16 protein-coding genes are annotated in these 19,214 nt (G+C 59.4%); 10 read left to right on the top strand and 6 right to left on the bottom strand.

Features of this window, described 5'->3' with window-relative positions; all coding sequences use genetic code 11:
* The first annotated feature begins 143 nt into the window (after window positions 1-143).
* The 3 genes from VMY05_10690 to VMY05_10680 all read left to right on the top strand — a co-directional run bounded on the left by VMY05_10690 (window position 144) and on the right by VMY05_10680 (window position 5,583).
* Window positions 144-2,597, top strand: coding sequence for a M28 family peptidase (locus VMY05_10690; GenBank protein HUV31542.1), 2,454 nt, complete (start codon window positions 144-146; stop codon window positions 2,595-2,597).
* A 33-nt stretch (window positions 2,598-2,630) separates the two neighbouring features.
* Window positions 2,631-4,697, top strand: coding sequence for a M6 family metalloprotease domain-containing protein (locus VMY05_10685; protein ID HUV31541.1), 2,067 nt, complete (start codon window positions 2,631-2,633; stop codon window positions 4,695-4,697).
* A 217-nt stretch (window positions 4,698-4,914) separates the two neighbouring features.
* Window positions 4,915-5,583, top strand: coding sequence for a hypothetical protein (locus VMY05_10680; GenBank protein ID HUV31540.1), 669 nt, complete (start codon window positions 4,915-4,917; stop codon window positions 5,581-5,583).
* Between the two features lie 56 nt (window positions 5,584-5,639).
* On the opposite strand, the gene VMY05_10675 is transcribed toward VMY05_10680, so the two are convergent.
* A complete protein-coding gene (locus tag VMY05_10675; GenBank protein ID HUV31539.1) occupies window positions 5,640-6,677 on the bottom strand; it encodes an NAD(P)-dependent oxidoreductase in 1,038 nt (345 codons plus the stop codon).
* Here VMY05_10675 and VMY05_10670 point away from each other — a divergent pair.
* A complete protein-coding gene (locus tag VMY05_10670; protein HUV31538.1) occupies window positions 6,650-7,786 on the top strand; it encodes a DUF3524 domain-containing protein in 1,137 nt (378 codons plus the stop codon). The two genes, VMY05_10675 and VMY05_10670, sit on opposite strands and share 28 nt — an antisense overlap.
* A gap of 20 nt (window positions 7,787-7,806) precedes the next feature.
* On the opposite strand, the gene rfaD is transcribed toward VMY05_10670, so the two are convergent.
* Window positions 7,807-8,748, bottom strand: a complete 942-nt coding sequence (gene rfaD / locus VMY05_10665; protein ID HUV31537.1) for an ADP-glyceromanno-heptose 6-epimerase — start codon at window positions 8,746-8,748, stop codon at window positions 7,807-7,809.
* Window positions 8,749-8,972: 224 nt separating this feature from the next.
* On the opposite strand from rfaD, the gene VMY05_10660 reads away from it, so the two are divergent.
* Complete coding sequence (locus tag VMY05_10660; GenBank protein ID HUV31536.1) at window positions 8,973-9,947, top strand: hypothetical protein; 975 nt, start codon at window positions 8,973-8,975, stop codon at window positions 9,945-9,947.
* 147 nt (window positions 9,948-10,094) lie between these two features.
* Window positions 10,095-12,347, top strand: a complete 2,253-nt coding sequence (locus VMY05_10655) for an FG-GAP-like repeat-containing protein (GenBank protein HUV31535.1) — start codon at window positions 10,095-10,097, stop codon at window positions 12,345-12,347.
* Between the two features lie 67 nt (window positions 12,348-12,414).
* Here the strand turns inward: VMY05_10655 and VMY05_10650 are convergent, their stop codons facing one another.
* Window positions 12,415-13,248 carry a hypothetical protein gene (locus tag VMY05_10650; protein HUV31534.1) on the bottom strand — a complete coding sequence of 278 codons (834 nt, stop codon included), beginning with the start codon at window positions 13,246-13,248 and terminating at the stop codon, window positions 12,415-12,417.
* The gene (locus tag VMY05_10645) at window positions 13,245-14,414 is read right to left on the bottom strand and encodes a Xaa-Pro peptidase family protein (protein ID HUV31533.1); all 1,170 of its coding nucleotides are present in this window, start codon (window positions 14,412-14,414) and stop codon (window positions 13,245-13,247) included. Before VMY05_10645 ends, VMY05_10650 begins: the two co-directional genes overlap by 4 nt.
* Before the next feature lie 258 nt (window positions 14,415-14,672).
* On the opposite strand from VMY05_10645, the gene VMY05_10640 reads away from it, so the two are divergent.
* Complete coding sequence (locus tag VMY05_10640; GenBank protein ID HUV31532.1) at window positions 14,673-15,098, top strand: DUF5684 domain-containing protein; 426 nt, start codon at window positions 14,673-14,675, stop codon at window positions 15,096-15,098.
* Between the two features lie 98 nt (window positions 15,099-15,196).
* Here VMY05_10640 and VMY05_10635 read toward each other — a convergent pair whose 3' ends face one another.
* A complete protein-coding gene (locus tag VMY05_10635) occupies window positions 15,197-15,973 on the bottom strand; it encodes a citryl-CoA lyase (GenBank protein ID HUV31531.1) in 777 nt (258 codons plus the stop codon).
* 59 nt (window positions 15,974-16,032) lie between these two features.
* Window positions 16,033-16,884, bottom strand: a complete 852-nt coding sequence (locus VMY05_10630; protein HUV31530.1) for a hypothetical protein — start codon at window positions 16,882-16,884, stop codon at window positions 16,033-16,035.
* Window positions 16,885-17,101: 217 nt separating this feature from the next.
* On the opposite strand from VMY05_10630, the gene VMY05_10625 reads away from it, so the two are divergent.
* From VMY05_10625 to vorB, 3 genes are read left to right on the top strand one after another with little or no spacing between them, the layout of a single operon-like run.
* Window positions 17,102-17,836: a cobalamin biosynthesis protein CbiA gene (locus VMY05_10625; GenBank protein HUV31529.1), complete on the top strand. Its 735-nt coding sequence runs from the start codon at window positions 17,102-17,104 to the stop codon at window positions 17,834-17,836.
* Window positions 17,837-17,850: 14 nt separating this feature from the next.
* Complete coding sequence (locus VMY05_10620) at window positions 17,851-18,084, top strand: 4Fe-4S binding protein (protein ID HUV31528.1); 234 nt, start codon at window positions 17,851-17,853, stop codon at window positions 18,082-18,084.
* Between the two features lie 29 nt (window positions 18,085-18,113).
* Window positions 18,114-19,214 (top strand): 3-methyl-2-oxobutanoate dehydrogenase subunit VorB, encoded by a 1,101-nt coding sequence (vorB, locus tag VMY05_10615; GenBank protein HUV31527.1) that lies wholly within the window; start codon window positions 18,114-18,116, stop codon window positions 19,212-19,214.

The following is a 19,214-nucleotide window of genomic DNA, read 5'->3' as shown; positions in this document are numbered from 1 at the left end:
TGGCGCTATATTGGAGGTAGCCTGGGGGTCGATGACTTACTTGCCGGCACCCACCACCCTGATGAAGCCCTCACGGTGACTATTCTCGCCTGTGGCTGATATCAGCAAACAACCCTGTGTCCCGCGGAGGAAAGGACTCGCCGATGTTTCGAAAGACAACCACCGCCTTGATTTTTGGCCTGCTGCTCGGCGGCACAGCCCTGGCGGGTGATCTGTACAGAGTCACAGTTCAAAGCTCCACCGATGCCGACCGGCTCCTGGCCGCCGGGACCGACCCGATTGTCCGCCTGGCCGACGGCTACCTGGTTATCGCGGATGAGGACGCCGTGGCCCCCCTGCAGACCGCCGGCCTGGAAGTCGAACTGATAGCGGGCAGCGTCGAAAGGCGCGATCTTGCCCTGGACGGCCGCCGTGACCGCGAGAACGTAGGCAAGTATACTCTGGCATTCGAAGAGGCAGGAATCCGTCTGTTCCGCATCGACTACGATGAGCTTGCCGCCCGCTCCGAACCGCCTGAACTCTTTTCGGTAGGCTCCCACGCCCCGAGAATCTTTTACCAGGAGCCGGCACCGTCGGTCGAACTGGCACCGTACCAGGATATCGATCTCGAGGATCTCATCTCCCTGATCAACAGGGACTCGCTGGAATCGTATACGGAGCGCCTGCAGGCGTTCTACCGGAGATTGTCCGGTACGGACTCCAGCTACGCTTCCCGTGACTGGCTTGCGGGCAAGTTTGCCTCGTTCGGCTATGATTCGGTCGTCATTGACAATTTTTGGGGCGACCTGTGGGGCGATTGGAAGCAGTGCCAGAACGTTCTTGCGTACAAGGTAGGCACGCGATTTCCCGGTGAGCACGTCATCATCGGCGCCCACTATGACGGCGTGTATAATTCGCCGGCGGCGAACGACAATGGTTCGGGCACGGCCGCGGTCCTGGAGATAGCCCGTATCCTCAAGGACATCGAGACCGAGATGACAATTGTCTTTGCCCTGTGGGACGCCGAGGAATTCGGTCTGTACGGAGCCTGGCACTACGTGGAGGAGGCGTACGCCCGCGAGGACAGCATCAGGTTCATGCTCAACCTGGATATGATCGCCCACTACGAAAACACGAACGAGGCAACGATTTACCACGGCTTGGATCAGACGTACCCGGTGTTGTGGCGGTCGCTGGCCGATTCTCTCGTTAATGTATACGGGCATCTGTCCGGTACGTCGCAGTACTCCGACCACTGGCCGTTCCAGTCGTACGGCTATCCCGTCACGTTCATTATCGAATGGGAGTTTTCCAACGTCTACCACTCGCCCCATGACAGCACGACGTACATGAGCTACGATTACATGACCAAGCTCACGCAGGCTTCGCTGGCCACCGCCTACGTGGTGAACGCCACCGGTTCGCCGCGAGCCGTTTCCTTCCAATACCCTGAGGGCCTTCCGGCACTGCTCACGCCGGGCGAGGAGACATCGTTCCCAGTGGTGATCGACAGCGGCTGGCTGGGCGAGCCGGTGCCGGGTTCGGCGCGACTTCATTACGCCGTTGACGGCGGCGACTATACGACCGTAACCATGACCGAAACCTCGGACAACCATTACATCGCCACGCTGCCCGCGATAGACTGCGACAGCTGGTGCACGTTCTATTTCAGCGCCGACGAAGTTACCGCCGGAACCTATTACAATCCCGCTCCGGGCGAGGCATACAGCGCCTACGGAGCTATCCTGGTGACGACGGCTTTGGAAGACGACTTCGAAACGGACCACGGCTGGACCGTATCCGGTGATGCCACGGCCGGCCACTGGGAGCGGGCTGACCCCGTGGACGCCATGGAGGGGGATCCCCCGACCGACTTCGACGGTTCGGGACAGTGCTACGTCACCGGAAACGGCTTGTTCGACTCGGACGTTGACGGCGGTGTCACCTGGCTCGATTCCCCGATATTCGATATCTCGGACGGCGACGGCAGGATTGCCTATGTCAGTTGGTATTCCAACAACAACGGCCCGGCCCCCAGCAGTGACTACTTCAAGGTTTACGTCTCGAACGACAGCGGGGCGACCTGGACCGTGGCCGAGACAGTGGGGCCGGTGGTGCAGGCGTCGGGCGGTTGGTACGAACACGGGTTCCGAGTCAGCGACGTCGTGTCGCCGACGGCGGGCGTGCAGTTCCGGTTCGAAGCTTCGGATTTAGGGAACGATTCACAGGTCGAGGCCGCGGTCGATGCCGTCAGGGTGACGTATTTCGAATGCGGAACTCCGGTACCGGACGGCGATAGCGACGGCGTACCGGATGAAACGGATAATTGTCCGTACGTATACAATCCCGACCAGGCGGACGCCAACTCAGACGACGTCGGCGACGCCTGCTGCTGCCTTACGCTGACGGGCAACGTCGACTGCGACGGGGGCGAGGTTGTCGATATCGGCGACCTCACGGCGATGATCGATTATCTCTTTATCACGTCCGAACCGCTCTGTTGTCCCAACGCGGCCAACACGGACGGCGACGAGGCCAAAGTTGTCGACATAGGTGACCTGACGGCGCTTATCGACTTCCTGTTCATCACCTCTGAGCCACCGGCCGCGTGCCCGTAGTTGAGCTGTCGTGACCGACTGGACGGAGGAAAAATGTCACTGGTAAAGCAGGGTCTCACGGTTGCCATGTTCCTGGTGATCGTCGCGACCGTAACAGAAGCAATTGACCTGTCACGAGGCGTAATCTATGACGTCCCGCAGGACGTACTCGAGCAGAAGGTGGGGAGATTGCCCCCGAGCATGCTGACCGACGAGGAACTGCAGGCAATCTCTCAATACCGCTTCACCGGTGACACGCTCAAACTGCTGGTTATTCCGACAGAATGGTCAAACCGCCCGGGAACCTACTCCCGGGAAACACTGGACAGCCTTTTCTTCTCGCGCGGCGTGTATCCCGGGGGCTCGGTCGCGGACTACTACCACGAAGTGTCTTACGGACAGATGACGGTCGTCGGCGACGTCCTTGACTGGTACCCGGCCGGGTACTACGACGGCAGCGGCTGGTATGACTTTGAGGCGCTGCTGCCCGACATCGACATGATGATCAATTTCACTGATTACGACGCCGACCAGGACGGCAACGTGGATGCTCTCATGTTCTTCCGTGCCGGTACGGGGATGGAGGATACGCAGGACCCGTATGATATCTGGTCCTACGCCTATATTTACCCGCTCGGCACCGGCCCGGGACCTTTTGACGGCGAACATATCCCGCGCTGGAACACCTGTCCGGAGTTGTTGCCGCTGCATAATCCCGCAAATCCCACCGAGTTTCTGGGCCTGGACACCCTGAACAGAATCCGGGTCTTCTGCCATGAACTGACACACAACCTCGGATTACCCGACCTGTACGATTACGATGAAAAAATGAACACGGAGACGTACAGCACGCCTGACGATGCCAATGACCACCCGCTGGTGGACTGGTGCATAATGGGGTACTACGGTTACGGAGTGTTTTCGCTCGGTTCCCCCATCCCTTCCCATCCGTGTGGATGGAGCCGGAAGCAACTGGGCTGGATTGAGCCCGTTACCCTGGCGGGCACCTACGAGAACCTGGTTATTCCCAACATTGAAACGGTGAGCGAGAACTCGCTTTTCAAACTCCCGATCAACGAGGCCGAGGGCGAGTACTTTCTTCTGGAGTATCGAAATCCGTATTCTGCCGCGTCGTTCGACAAGCGCAATTCCGACTTCAGCGTTTTCTTCTGGCCGCATCTGGCCTACGGAGCGGAGATCCTGGACAGGGGCCTGCTGATTACCCACGTCCACGATTCGCTCACGGAGTACGGCAACGTGAACGCGGGAACACCCGACTACCCTCACTACACCGTGGCCGTGGAGGATGCCGGCTATAACCCGACGCAGGACGCCTGGAGCAATCCGGAGGGATTCGTGACCGACAGCGCCCGGTGGTGGTACCCGTACGAAACGCGTTTACAGGCACCGTTCTCCGACGATGTGCCGGGGCAGGAGTTATTCAGCCCGACGACGTACCCTTCCAGCGACGGCTACGAGGGGCCGAGCGGAATCGTGGTCAGGGTCGACTCCATTATCGGAGACAATCTGTATGCCTACGTGCACAACCCATACGGCGACGCTGACGGTGACGGGATTCCCAATCAGTTGGACAACTGCCCCGACAGCGCCAACGCCGACCAGGCTGACCAGGACAGCGACTCGGTGGGCAACGTCTGCGACAATTGTATCGCTGCCTACAATCCCGGCCAGGAGGATACCGACGGCGACGGGTTCGGCGATTCGTGCGATGTATGCCCGGGCTTTGACGATCACCTTAACGTCGATTCGGACTCCGTGCCCGACAGTTGCGATAATTGCATCTTCGTCTATAACCCGGGCCAGGAGGATTCCAACGGCGACGGGTTTGGCGATTCCTGCTGTTGCGTCGCTCTCACGGGTAACGTTGACTGTGATCCAGATGACATTGTCGACATCGGGGATCTGACGTCGTTGATTGACTACCTGTTCATATCCCAGGCTTCGCTCTGTTGTGACGCCGAGGCCAACACCGACGGCGACGAGGCGGCCACCATCGACATCGGCGATCTTACCCGGTTGATCGGCTACCTGTTTATTTCGAACGAGTTGCCTGTTGCCTGCCCGCCGTATACCGGCCAGGCGCGCCGGCCGTCACAGTAACCGTAAAGCGGTAACCGCAAACGCGTCGCCGCGCTTAAAGTAAGCACTGAAGGCCGGTCTGCCGACACGGCAGACCGGCCGACGTTCTCCCGTCCACTGCCTGACCCGTTTCCTCAATTACGTCTCCCTTCGCGCCGATATACGGTACATGTAGTTTCCTGAGAAACGCCCCGGATCACTGAATTCGCAAACGCGATCAATTCGCGGGAGGATTCCAATGCGTAAGATCTTCATTTTCGCTGCACTATCTATCCTCAGCCTCGGCTTCTCGGCCACGCGCAGCCGGGCCGATGTCGACGTCGGGGTCTCTATCGGCGACGATGGTATCAAGGGATTCTACCTGGCCATCGGCGATCACTACCAGGTGCCTCAGAAGCAGGTACTGATCGTACGGGAGCGGAATATCCCGGACGAGGAATTGCCGGTAGTCTTTTTCCTCGCGAAACGTGCCGGCGTAGCCCCCGGGGTGATCATTGACCTTCGCCTGAAGGACAAGTCGTGGATGGCCATAACGCTGCACTTCGGCCTCAGCGCTGAGATCTTCTACGTTCCGGTATCGGTGGATCCCGGCCCGCCGTACGGGAAAGCATACGGGCATTTTCGAAAACGGGCCCGGAATAAATGGGGTGAAATACGGCTGGCCGACGCTGACGTCATCAACCTAGTGAACCTCCGATTCATTTCGGAACGTCACGGCTACTCACCCGACGAAGTTATCAAGATTAGACAACAGGGCAAGAACTTCGTGGCCATTAACACGGAAGTCAAGGCTCGCAAGGACAAGCAGCGTAAGAAGCAGTTCGCCGCCGATAAGGGCTCCGAAGGTGATCGCAAAGCATCTAAGGGGAAGACCAAAGAATCCAGGGGCAAAGACAAGAAGCCGTAGATCGATCCGGTAGTGGAAACGGCGCGGCCGGGGTGGTGATGCCCCGGCCGCATTTGCTATGACTCGCTGAGGACCCGGTGCACTGCGGAGAAATCCAGTTCGGCCATTCCCCTGGCCCGCGCCAGGCCGAAAATCCCCCTGGCCATGCTCCCCATGAACAAGGGTTTGGCCTGGTCCCGCGCAAGATCCTGCAGGCAGCCCAGGTCTTTGTAGATGGCCTCCACAGCGAACTGGGGCGAGAAGTCGGCGTCGATCAGTTTGCTCCTTTTGGCCCTGAGCACACCGGAATTGCCGCCGCCCGCGGCCAGGATGTCCAGCACTTCCTCCCGTGAAAGCCCGAGCGATTCGCCGACCACCAGCGCTTCGGCAATCGTCACCATGAACGACCCCAGGGCAAGATTGTTGACCAGCTTCATACGGGTGGCCATGGTCGGCTTTTCCAGAAAGAAGATTCGACTGCCCAGGCGTTCGAGCAAAGACCGGCTGCGCTCAAAGCCGGACGGTGAACCGCTCACCAGTATCGTCAGTTTCCCCTGCGCGGCCGGTACCACGCTCCCGAGAACCGGCGCCTCCAAGTACGTTGCTTCCGCCGCCGTGCAGCTCTCGTAAAACGCCGGAACCGCCTCAAAATGGTTCGTGGTCGTATCCACGATGATTTTCCCCCGGCAGTCGCCCCGAAGCAGCCCGCCGTCACCTTCCAGGACCGCTCCGACGGCATCGGAATCGAACAGGTTGAGAACTACCGTGTCGGCCGACGACGCGACGTCGGCCGGAGTGTCGGCGACTTGCACCGCCAGCCCGGCAGCCTTTTCCCGGGTTCGATTCCACACCGTCAACTCTACGCCCTGAGAGAGCAGCCGGTTGACCATAGCTCTCCCGAGTTTGCCAAGTCCTATAAATCCGACCTTCATTACGCTCCTTTCCGCGTTGACCTGCAAGGTCCGTCGTAAACGTTCCCCCTGAATAAACCAGAAATCGTCCCGCCTGTAAACAGGAAGGCACTCGATAGTCGAGTCGCACGTTGACAGGAAGTGGGCCGCCGAGTAATTTTGACGGATCGGACGGCATGATGAGAATATTGGCACTCGAACCATACTTTGGCGGCAGTCACCGAGCTTTTCTCGAGGGTTGGTCGGCGATCAGTCACCATGGGTGGACAACACTCACTCTGCCCCCCTTCAAGTGGAAATGGCGCATGCGGCATGCGCCCGTCACCCTCGCTGAGGAAGTGAATCGCCTACTGGCGGCGGGGGAAACGTGGGATATCATATGGTGTTCAGACATGCTCAGCCTGGCCGAGTTCAGGGGCCTGGTCGGCCGGAGGGTGTCGGCACTCCCGGCGATAGCGTATTTTCACGAGAACCAGCTGACCTACCCGGTTCGCCGTCAAGAGGAGCGGGACGTTCATTTCGCCCTGACGAATTTCACGACGGCGCTGGCCGCGACCGAGGTCTGGTTCAACTCGGCCTTCCACCGGGATTCATTCCTGGGCGCGCTGACGGGCTGTCTGAAGCAGATGCCGGACCACCAATTGACCGACAGGATTGACGGCATCCGGGCCAAATCCCGAATCCAGCCGCAGGGAATTCGCGAGATGCCGCAGCGAGACCCCGGGCGCGCCGCCGGCCCGCCGCGCCTTCTCTGGGCCGCCCGGTGGGAGCACGACAAGAACCCGGAGATGTTCTTTGGCGCCCTTCGGATACTTATGAACCGTGGCGTCGGCTTCCAGGTGAGCGTGGTCGGTGAACAGTTTTCAAGCGTACCGGAGGTCTTCGCGGAAGCCAGAGCGTGGCTCGGCGAACGGGTCCGCTGCTGGGGTTATCAAGAAAGCCGCGTGGATTATGAACGCGCACTCCTGGAAGCGGACGTCGTCGTCTCGACCGCCGCCCATGAGTTCTTCGGTGTCAGCGTGGTCGAAGCGATCGCGGCCGGTGCCTATCCCCTCCTCCCCCGGCGCCTGGCCTACCCGGAAATTCTCAGCCCCGACCGCGTCGAAAACTCCGATGATTTCTTCTACGACGGAAGCCTCGAGGACCTGGTAAGAAAACTCACGCACCTGCTGAGTCTCGCGGACTCGGGTCAACTATGGGGAGACGATCCGCAGCGAGGGCTGAAGGCCGTGTCACCGTACTGCTGGAAAAATCTCGGACCACGGCTCGACGATGCGCTGGAACGAGTCAGGCTGTCATCAGCCGGAACGTGACGGACAGTGAGGATGGAGCGTTACCGGCCCCACCATTCCACAGATTGGGCAATACCTTCTTCAAGCGGCGTAAACGGCTCACCGTACCCCGCCTTGCGTAAAGCGGTCAGGTCAGCCTCCGTGAAGCTCTGGTACTTGCCTTCGAGTTCTCGGTCAAAAGGTATATATTTGACCGCCCCCTTCTTAAGAAGCGTAACCAGTGCGTTTGCCACGTCGTTGAAACTGCGGCTTTCGCCCGTCCCCACGTTGACTATCCCCCTGAATCCGCTTTTCGAGGCAAAGAACAGGTTTATGCGGACGAGATCCTCGACGTAGATGAAATCACGCCTCTGCTGTCCGTTGGCAAACCCGTCGGTGCCCTCAAACAGCCTCGCCTCGCCGGTGTCGCGAATCTGTCGGTACAACTGGTAGACCATGGAAGCCATTTTACCCTTCTCGGTCTCACGCGGTCCGTACACGTTGAAATAGCGAAGTCCCGCAACTGTAGCCGCAGAGTCATCCAGACGGCGGCGAAGGTATTGATCGAAAGCAAGCTTGGAATATCCGTAGACGTTCAGCGGTCGTTCGTTTTTCGGCAGGGGTTCGCTCGACCTGTTCAGCCCGTAGATCGCGGCGCTGGACGCATATATGAAGGGAATTCGGTGCGACAGGGCATACTCAAGAAGGAGCTTGGAGAAGGTGAAGTTGTTTTCCATCATGTAGCGGCCGTCCCGCTCCATGGTATCGGTACAGGCCCCCTGGTGGAAAATGACCTCGGGTTCGAGCGAAAACGAACCGTCCATGATCGCCACCCGCATCTCTTCCTTATCCATGTAATCGGCCACCTGGCAATCGCTCAGGTTTTTGAACTTGCCGCCGTTCGTCAGATCGTCAACCACGAGAATATCAGAGACGCCCCGCTTGTTGAGTCCCTTGACGAGGTGGCTGCCGATGAATCCCGCCCCTCCTGTTACCAGATGCATTTTGCCTCTCTGCTTTCGGTCAGGTGGCTGCTCCGCCCGGGTTTTTTCCATAGTAGTGCCCGTGACGGGATAATTCAAGCTCCATTTTGCGGACAACCCGGGCCGCCCGGTTTCCCCGGCCACGGCTGCTCAAAAATCAGTCTTGCGACGATAGGTATATCGGGTATATTGAGACGGTACTTTCTGGCAGTGTACCCGCACATACTCAATTAGCGGATCCCGGCATGAATCAGTCCACAGCAGACCTTCAGTCAAAGCGAGTTGCAGCGCCGCGCCCGGAGGCGCAAAAACCGCGGAAAGACGCGGGAAAACGACTCCTGCTGGCTCTGAGCAGCTTTCTCCTGCTAACCGTGCTTGGAGCCTCCGTTTCGGCACAGGGCTCCATTTTTGGGCTGACAACCAACGCCGATGAGGCGGTACCGGAAGATTCCGACCTGGTGTTTTTCGGCTACCTCAACGAGACTGACGACGAGGTCCGGCTGTCAATATCGGACGGAGCCGGTTACGAGAACGGCCAGTGGTATGACGATTTCCAGAATTTCCTCAGCGAGGCGCCGGGAATGCCCTATGATTACCTGTTTTTCGACACGATCCGGGGGGAGTTCTTCCGGCTAAGCAAGCTCATACCGGACAATTCCTACCAGCAGGAGGATGTACAATTAGCGCCGGTGGCATTTCCGTCCCGGCCCACCGGCCTGGTCGGGGTGAAAATCGGGGAGGCGCAAGTCCAGCTCGCGTGGGACCGGGTTGCCGGCCTGACCTGCCACGTCTACCGCCGGGCGGCCTCATCGAACGGTTCATTCTTCCGGATTGACAATCCGGCCGGCGACCTGGCCGACCCGGGCGCCGACAGCGCGTACGTCGACACCACGGCCACCGGCACAGAGCCATACAGCTACATGATCATGGCGACTGACGCTCCCGGCGGTTTTTCGCCGCCTTCAGCCGTTGCCACGGTCGACCCGGGCGGTTGCTGCGAAGGACTCACCGGGAACGTCGATCAGGACGCCGAGGACCTTACCGATATCGGCGACGTGACGGCCCTGATCGACTTCCTTTTCCTCAGCAAGAGTCCGCTGTCCTGTCCCGGGGAGGCCAACATCGACGGCGACCCCGAAGGCCTGATTGACATCGGTGACTTGACGGCGCTGATCATATACCTGTTTCTTGAGCCCATGCCGCCCGCACCCTGCCGTTAGGTGCGCACGGGCGCGGCAACGCCCCGGACCGGTATTGAACGAAGGCGCAGGCACAGGCGTCTTGATGTATGAGCGTGAGGAAACACCTGTGACAGTAGGCAGATCTCCGGAGGCACAAAACCAACGATAGGATTCGGGGGAACCGAGATGGGTCTGAGGTCAATCATATTCTGCTGGGGGTGCGTGAGTCTGGCGGCCGGGGCTTTTGGCGGCAGCCCGCCAATCGAGGGCATGCCGTTCTGGTCGACCGCGGAGCTTGGCCTTTACAGCACGGGCATGATGTGGCGCGACTGCAACAACGACGGCGTGATTGACGTCTTCTTTTCGAACGGCAACGACATGTCCATGGCCCACAACACCATTCACGTCTCTCAGCTGGGCGTCCTCCCGGCCCAGGCCACGTGGACCTCGATCAACCACGCCTATTCCGGGCACTGTGCGGTCGGTGACATCGACGACAACGGCTTCCCGGATTTCATCGTAGCCAACTACCTCGGCCTCGGGTTTACCCGCCCCAACGTCTCCGATCTTTATCTGAACAACGGCTCCCTTCCGGAGATGTACCCGAGTTGGTTCACTCCGGACAGCCTCTTCACGTTTTCCTGTGCCCTCGGCGACCTGGATAACGACGGCGACCTGGATATCGCCTTCTCGACCGGGGAAGGATACTATGGCGACCGCCAACGGGATCTGGTCTACCTTAACGACGACGGCGCTTTTGCCGCCCCGGCCGTCTGGGAGTCGGCCGATTCCACCATGGCGTATGACGTCGCCTGGGGAGACGTCGATAACGACGGCGATCTTGACCTGGCTTTGTGTTACACCTGGAGCCCGGCCGCAGTCTATTACAACGACGCGGGTGTGCTCGAGACGACACCGTCCTGGCAGGCCTCAACGGCCGAATCCGGCAACACCCTTACTTTCGGCGACGTGAACGGCGACGGCTGGCTGGATTTGGTAGTCGCGTATAACAACCAGCAGAATGGAGACGGATATTTCCGCGCCTATTTCAATGACGGCGCGGGGCAACTTGACCCCGATTACGGCTGGCAGTCATTCAACGGCGGCGCCGGTTCAGCACTGGCGCTGTATGATTATGACAATGACGGTGACGATGACCTGGCCGCGGGCCGGTGGTTTCGCCAGTTGTTCATTTACGAGAACCTCGGGGTTACGTTCACCACGGCGCCGGTTTGGACCAGCGACATTGAGATTGTGGCGGAGGAGCTGGCCTGGGCCGATATCGACGGCACCGGGGTCGAGTTGTTTGCGGATACCATGCCCGCCGAATCCGGTCGTCGGCTCTTTTATGTCCGGCACCACCCCCTGTATGCGGTTGATTCGGTCGTCGTGGACGGCGTCACCGCCGAGAACGCCGATTACTGCTATGACCTCGTCTCCGGATGGGTGTCGCTGGCGTCCGAACCTCTCAGTGACGTCATCGTTCAGTACCGCTACTCGTTCACCAACGACCTGACCGTGGCCAACTGGGATACGGTGAACATGGCCTTCGCCAACACGACCAGGCCGGCAGTAGAGATGTTTGCGGAGCCGAGGTCCGGCTGGGCACCGCTGACTGTCCAGTTCTCGGACAGTTCGGCGGGCGCATCGGGATGGCTGTGGGATTTCGGCGACGGTGAAACGTCGCCGGAACGTAACCCGTCGCACGAGTACCTCGAAGGCGGCCTGTACGACGTTACGCTGGACGCGGTTCTGCCGGACGGTCACCACCGCCGCCAACAGCGTGGCATGATCGTCGCCCTGGGCGACACGATCTTCTTCGGCGGTCAGGCCACCAATCCGCCGACCAGTGTCATGATTCCGGTGGTCCTTAAAAACACCCACCCGGTGCACGAACTCATCCTGCCGGTGTCCTTCCTGGGTGATCCGACGCTGGGGTATACGGGTTTCAGTACGGCCGGCTGCCGAACCGAGTACTTCCAGGACGTCAGCCTGATCGAATCCAACCCCTCGGAGCAGAAACTGGTGTTCCGCCTGCGGCCGGGAGAAGCAGAGGCCGGCCCGCTCGAACCCGGCAAGGGCCCGATACTCTATCTGTTCTTCTACCAGATCATCGGGGGAACCAACACCATCGACACCACGACCCTGAAAGGATACTCGCTGGAGTTGGACGCGCTGTACACGACGTACCAACCGCGCGTCGTTGCCGGACACATTTACAGCGGTGCGTGCGGCAACCTGGACGGCAGCCCGGACGGTATTGTTGACATCGGTGACCTTACGGCTCTTATAGACTACCTGTTCGTGACGCACACCCCGCCCGCCGCCATGGAACAGGCAAACGTCGATGGCTCCGCCGACGGCGTGGTCGACATTTCGGACCTTACGTACCTGATAAGGTACCTTTTCATTGAGGGTCCTCCGCCCGTATGCCCGTAACGGGTAAGGAGTGGAAGAGCCCCGCGTCGCGGAGCGCGCGGCCCCCGCTGGCGCCGCTTCAGCGGCGTCAGAACAGCATCTCGCCGTCGGTAAGAGTGGAATAGGCAAAAAAGAGCCGGGCGCGCCGTTCCTTGTTCTCACCACGAAAGCCGAGGACGTGCACCAGGGCATTCCGGTTTTCCGGCGTACGCACCAGCACCCAGTCTCCCTGCCTGATTATCACGCGGTCGCCGGAGAGGATCGGTCCCAGGGCTGCAATCTTCGGACTGATATCCGCAAGCTCTCCCTGGAAGGGAAGAACAACAAGGTTGTTCGTCCGCAGGAAACCACCCAGCCGGTTCGGCGAGGCGAGGTAGTCAATCCCGTCCTTGACAAAGTAGTAGACGTCGTTGTCAGGCGAGTCCGCGCGCACGTAAGCATCCTTCTCAAACGAGTACCCGTCGCTCTCGGAACTGAACCTTACGGAAAGCTCAATCTCCCCCCTCGGGCCACAGACGGTTGCGACTTCCCGCGAAGGCCTGGACAGGGAACGGTCCGGAAAGACGATCCGCACGGAAACGTAGTACTTGACGCCGTTCTCCAGCCCCTCGGCCATAAAGTGCTCGATGCCGTCGTCGGGATTCGTATCTCCGGGGTACGGCTCTACGTTGAAGGGCCGGACTGATTCCGGCATGACGGTCCCCGGGTAGCTTTGCACCAGCGGCTCCCGACTGATGTACACGTTGTGGCCGGCTATAATCCTGCAGCCGTGTCGCTCCCACGTGACGGTCATTGACCCGTTCCCGGGTTGCACGGCCAGTCCCTGCGGGGCGCCGCACCCTGCCGACTCCTCAGGCATCCTCTTTGGGCCGCAGCCGGCGGCCACTGCCGCAATAAGAAGCACAACAGTGACCTTTCTCACTTGACAACCAGTTCCAACTGTCGTGGACACAGGAAACCTCCCCCTGTCTCGGTGATACAAATATCCTCCTCCAGGCCCACGCAACCTATCCCCGGCAGCATGATCTCGAGTTCCAGCGTAAAGACGTTGCCGACCTCGAGCGGGATGGACGGTGAGCCGCCGTATCTTGCCCATTTGGGACCGATGATGGCGCCGCCATCGTGGACCGATCGTCCCAGCTGGTGACCAAGTGCGTGCTGGTATTCGGGGTAGCCGTGGTCCCGCAGGGTGTCGCGCGCCTGCTGGTCAACGTCGTATCCCGTGACCCCCGGAAGGCAGGCCTTTGCCGATTCGGTAATGATATCGCAGACAAGCGCGAAGGCGTCGGTCAGTTCGGGCCCGGGACGGCTTTCTCCGGGCCTGCGAAAATAGACGAGCCGTTGCAGGTCGGAGCAGTAACCGTCGACACTGACGCCGAAATCGACGTGCAGAAGGTCGCCCGGTGCAAGTTTCGCGTCCGTCGGCAGGCCGTGGCCCGGCTTCGTCTTGTCGCCCGCGTTGACAATCGAGGGAAAAGCGTTATAACCCCCGTGTTGCCCGATGAGATCATCCAGGATGGCGGCCACCTGCTTCTCCGTCAGAGCCACCGCGAGTTCCGGAATCCCCGCCTGCCAGACGTCGTGCCCCATCCGGGCGGCCGAGGACAACCGCTCAACTTCCGACGGCAGTTTTCTGCTGCGGAGTTTTGATATGAGCACCTCGCCCGAAACGAGCCTTTCGCGGTAGGGCGTATCCTCGAGTGACTCCAAGAGCACCAGATACATCCCGTGCGTCAGACCGTCCGCGGCCGGATCGCTCAGCGAGTAATCGATGGCTATCTTCTTCGGATCAATGCGTTCAAGCAGGCGGACAATTTCCTGCCGAACGTCCTGAGTGTACGTCAGGACCTCCGTGAATCGACCGCTGGAAACAAAATTATGCTCGTCGAGATTGCCCACCAACGCTATGGCCTGCCGGTCCCGGGTAAACATGAAACACGACGGCCAGGTGACATCATAGCCCACCACGATCGGCATGGCCGGATCGGCCTGCATGCTCGACTCACGGGCAAAGATCATCCAGAGGTCAATACTTAACTCGTCGAGCAGGCCTCCCGCCTGCTGAATCTTCTCCTGAAAGAGGCTCACGAACCTGATAATAGGGCAATGCCGAAGCCGGAGCAACTATTAAAGCCGGTCGCCGCCGGGCGGCCATATTGGCCGCCTGCCGTCGGCCCGTCAAGGTGTACCAGTTTTGCACAGAGTATGCGTCGGCCGAAACCGCGCCGGGCGCGGCGGTAAAGGGAACCTAATGATCCGTCCCCTGCCGGTCGATTTACGGCAGTATCGTAACATCATCTCCGAACTGTCACAACCAGACCTGAAATCTTAACCGTGGAGGCAGGTATGTATGAGGCCAGCAACAGCGGCGGATTCGAGGGCATCCTTTTCTACCTCGTCGTCATCGCCGCTTACGTTTATTTCACCTACGCGCAGTATAGAATCGCGCAGAAGCTCCGGCACAACACCCCCTGGCTCGCTTTCATCCCCATGGTGAACGTGATCCAGTTGATTCAGATGGCACAGAAGTCGTTGCTCTGGTTCGTGTTTTGTCTGGTGCCGTTCGTCAACATCATCTGTCTTGCGATTCTGTGGATGGACGTTGCCCGGCGGACCGGCAATCCACCTCTGATCGGCGTGCTCATGATAGTCCCGCTGGTCAATTTTGTCATGATTGGCATGATGGCTTTCGGCCGCGTTCGCCAGGTCGAGCCGGCCGGGCAGCCCGTGCCCGAGCAGCCGGTCAACAGGGAGCCGCAGCAGGTAGGCTAAACGCAATCGTTCCGGTGCGGAAACGGGGAAGGGTGAGCCGTGCGGCTCACCCTTCGTCATTTTCAGCACCGAAAGTTACTCAGACTGGAAACAGGATCTCACAGAGCCCTGTCAGGCGGACCGTCATACTCGTACGGCGTGGGTCCGAGCTTGCGCATCGGTTTCTCCCGGGTCATTTCTTCATAGGCGTGCGCCACCAGCCCGGGGACCCGCGAAATGATGAAAAACCCCTTGCCGAGTCTCCAGTCGAACCCCATGTCGGAGATGACGGCCGCAATGGCACCATCGACGTTGATTGGCAACTGCTTTCCGAGTTTCTCAGCAAGAACCTTCTCAAGCGCTTTGCACAGCGCGATGTGCCTGCCGCTGTATCCGTGACGCTCAGCAACCCCGAACAGCTGGGCTGTCCGCGGATCAACCTTGTGAAGCCTGTGGCCGAAGCCCGGCATCCGCTTCCCGGTCTTCTTGAGCCGGTCCACGAGCCGCCCGGCTACATCGACGACGTTGCCGGCCGAGTCGTCCAGCTCCCCGGCCCATTCCTGCATGATCCGCGCCGACTGCTCGATGGCTCCGCCATGCGAATCTCCGATTACGAGCACACCGCCGGCGACCGCTGCGTTAAGTGAATTGCCCCCGGACATGACCGTTCGCGCTCCGAGGACCGACGGCGGGGATGCTCCGTGATCGATCGAGGATACGAGAATCGCGTTCATCAACGCCGCTTCCGCCTGCCCCGGCAACTCCCCCTTCAATATCAGGTACACCGCCTCCGCGTATGACAGGCGCTCCATAATGTCGGTGATGCTGTAACCTCGAACAGCGATTCTCCCCGGCCCGATATCCGTAATGGCGGTCTTCCACTCTGCCTCTGCCATGGCTTACCTCGCAACTGTTAACACTCAGCTTGGTTTCAGTATATGGGATTGCTCCGGCCTCACAGCGAATCATGGATGGAATCGGAAGGTACGTTCAAACGCACAAATCTGAGCCAGAGAGTCTCCAAGGAGTCCACCTCGAGACCGAACAGGGTCCGGCTGCTCTGCTCGAACGGCAGTTGCGATGCATACAAGGCCCTGATCCCCTCTTCCCCGGCCTGCGCCAGACAAAAAGCTACGAACGATGCCGCTTCGGCCGACTGGTACCGTTCGATGTTGCTGTTGACAGTCGTGTCCGCAGCCAGATCGGCGAGCCCGATGAACTTACCCTGGTTGTAGTGCCTGATTGTCGAAAGGTGGTAGTTCTGGCCGGAGAAATCAAACAGGGCGATCAGACCGTGCTTGAGGAACGCGGACCGCGGCTCTAACGGTACCCAGCGCGGCAGAAGATGCTGCATAAGGGTCGGCCCGGGAAAGCTCGGCAACCAGAGATGGATGGCGCTGTCGGTACCGAACGGGTACTCTCGCCCGGTAATTTCCCGTCCGGAACCCCACCCTGAGTAGTAGATCACGAGCAATGTATCAGTGTACGGCTCCATGCCGAGCTTCTCGGTGACCTGCCTGATCGCGTCAACGTAGCGCGAGCAGACTTCGGGGAATTGCGCCTCGTTTGGATGGCCCGGCGGATAGAAAATGCGCACGTTCTCTGACGTGAAGTACTTCCAGCCCTCATATGGGTTCGGTACGGCAGGCTTTCCCGACTCCTGCTGGCGTGAGCACGCGATCGCCATAGCTATGACCGCCAACACCACAAGCCGTCTGACAAAGCTCACCCCTTGCCGAACCGAGGGTGACGAAACACCGGTTTCCGGTTTTATCGAATGCGGGATAAAATTTCTCTTGATTTTCATAAGTGCAAACAACATAAGAGTATAATTATCTTTCCCGGGGCTGTCAATTCCATTATCGTCGTTATTTTTTTCACAAATCGGCTTGACTTTAGAGGCAAAAGCTGCGATATTTGAGGTTAGGATTAAATAACACAAAGCTTGTCCTGGATTGCTATTTCTTTATCCCCAGAGGGGTTGCCCAAGGTAGGTGGAAGCGTCACGGATGGAAATAACAACAATGACGAGAGAGACAATCCGGTTTCAGTCCCCTGCCTTCGACAGGGGAATCATCGCCATTGTAGGCGGGTTCGGCAGCGGCAAATCAGAAGTATCCGTAAACCTCGCGCGTTACCTGGCTCAAAGCCAGAGCCTTGCGGTGACGATAGCCGATCTGGACATCATTAACCCCTATTTCAGATCCCGTGAAGCGGCCGACGAACTCGCTGCCCTGGGAATCAGGTCGCTGATTCCGCCCGGCGACCAGGCTTACGCCGATACCCCGATAATCATCCCCGAAATAAAGGGTGCCATTAAGGCCAACACCGGCATGTTGATTCTCGACGTGGGCGGCGAGGATCTCGGCGCGCGGGTTCTCAGTTCACTGCGAGAGGCTTTCGTACCGGGACGCTATGACCTGCTAATGGTGCTCAATCGAAACCGGCCGTTTACCGCGACGCTTCAGGGGACGCTAAAGCTTATGCGGGATATCGAGGAGGCCTGCGGGCTGAAGTTCACCGGCTGTATTTCCAATACCCACCTGCTGGAAGAGACCACCGTCGAAACCGTCATGGACGGACTGCAACTGACACGAGAAGTTGGTGAGCAGGCGGGGCTGCCCGTAAGGCTGCTGACGGTCACGGCGGACATTGCCGGCCGGCTCGATGCGGGGGCGATTGACGTTCCGGTGCTGGCTCTTGACCGTACTCTTCTGAAGCCGTGGGAACGACGCAAACCTGCGGGGCCTGACGCATAGATGAGGATTCTCTGATGCCGGGTGTCATCGTTGACAAGAACCACTGTAAAGGTTGCGAACTCTGCGTCAAGGCCTGTCCGCAGCAGATTCTTTCTTTATCGCAGGATATCACGCTTCGCGGGTACTTTTACGCGCAAATGCACGACCCGTCCCGGTGTATCGGCTGTCGTATCTGTGCCATCGTCTGCCCTGATGTGGCCATCACGGTGCAGTCAAACGGAACGATGTACAGCCTGTTCGCCTACTGAGGCATGTGGAAGAGCAAGAGGATGAAACGATGGCAAAGATCTTGATGAAAGGTAACGAGGCGATTGCCGAGGCGGCCATCAGGGCGGGAGCGACCAATTACTTCTGTTACCCGATAACTCCGCAGACGGAGGTGGCCGAGTACCTGGCCAGACGGATGCCGGAAGTCGGCGGGGTGTTTCTTCAGGCGGAAAGCGAGGTCGCGGTCAGCAACATGCTCTTCGGGGCGGCGGCGACGGGCAAGCGCGTTTTCACGTCTTCCTCCAGCCCCGGCATCAGTCTCATGCAGGAAGCCATTTCGTACATCGCGGGTGCGCAACTCCCGTGCGTACTCTTCAACATCATGCGGGGCGGACCCGGACTCGGCGGCATTCTGCCGGCGCAGTCCGACTACTTCCAGGCGACCAAGGGCGGCGGTCACGGCGACTACCACTGCCTCGTTCTGGCTCCCTCAACTATCCAGGAGGCAGTCGACCTGACGATGCAGGCCTTCTATCTTGCCGACAAGTATCGTAACCCGGTCATGATCATCGGCGACGGCATGATCGGTCAGATGATGGAACCGGTGGAGTTTCCTGAGCATCACACCGAGCCGGAACTGCCGCCGAAGGACTGGGCCACTACCGGCGCGAAGGGGCGATCACCGCGAATAATCAAGTCGCTGGACCTGGATCCCCTGGCACTGGAACGCAACAGCCTGACTCTTTCCCGAAAATACGAGCAGATGAAGCGCGAGGAAGTGCGGTTTGAGCTTTACAAGGTCAAACCAAAAAACAGGATCCTGATCGCATCGTACGGCACCATGGCCCGCATCTGCCAGACGGTCATCGACGAGATGGAGGAGGAAGGGTTCTCGGTGGGGCTGTTCCGGCCGATCTCGCTTTTCCCCTTCCCGAACGAGGCTTTGAAAAAGGAAGCCTCGCGCAAGAACATCCAGATGGTTCTCACAGTGGAAATGAGTCTCGGGCAGATGCTGGAGGACGTTGAGAGGGCGATCGTCGGTATCCGGCCGGTGAAATTCTTCGGCCGCACCGGCGGGGTCGTTCCGACGCCCGAAGACGTCAAGGAGCAGATCAAGAAGCTCGTCCGAGAAGAGTCATCCGCCCGACCGCGCAGAAAGAGAGGCCAGTGA

This window comes from Acidobacteriota bacterium (assembly GCA_035529075.1).
In the GTDB taxonomy this organism is placed as follows: domain Bacteria; phylum Zixibacteria; class MSB-5A5; order GN15; family FEB-12; genus DATKXK01.
The sequence above is the reverse complement of the archived record's forward strand: the minus strand, read 5'-3'. Positions and strand labels throughout refer to the sequence as shown.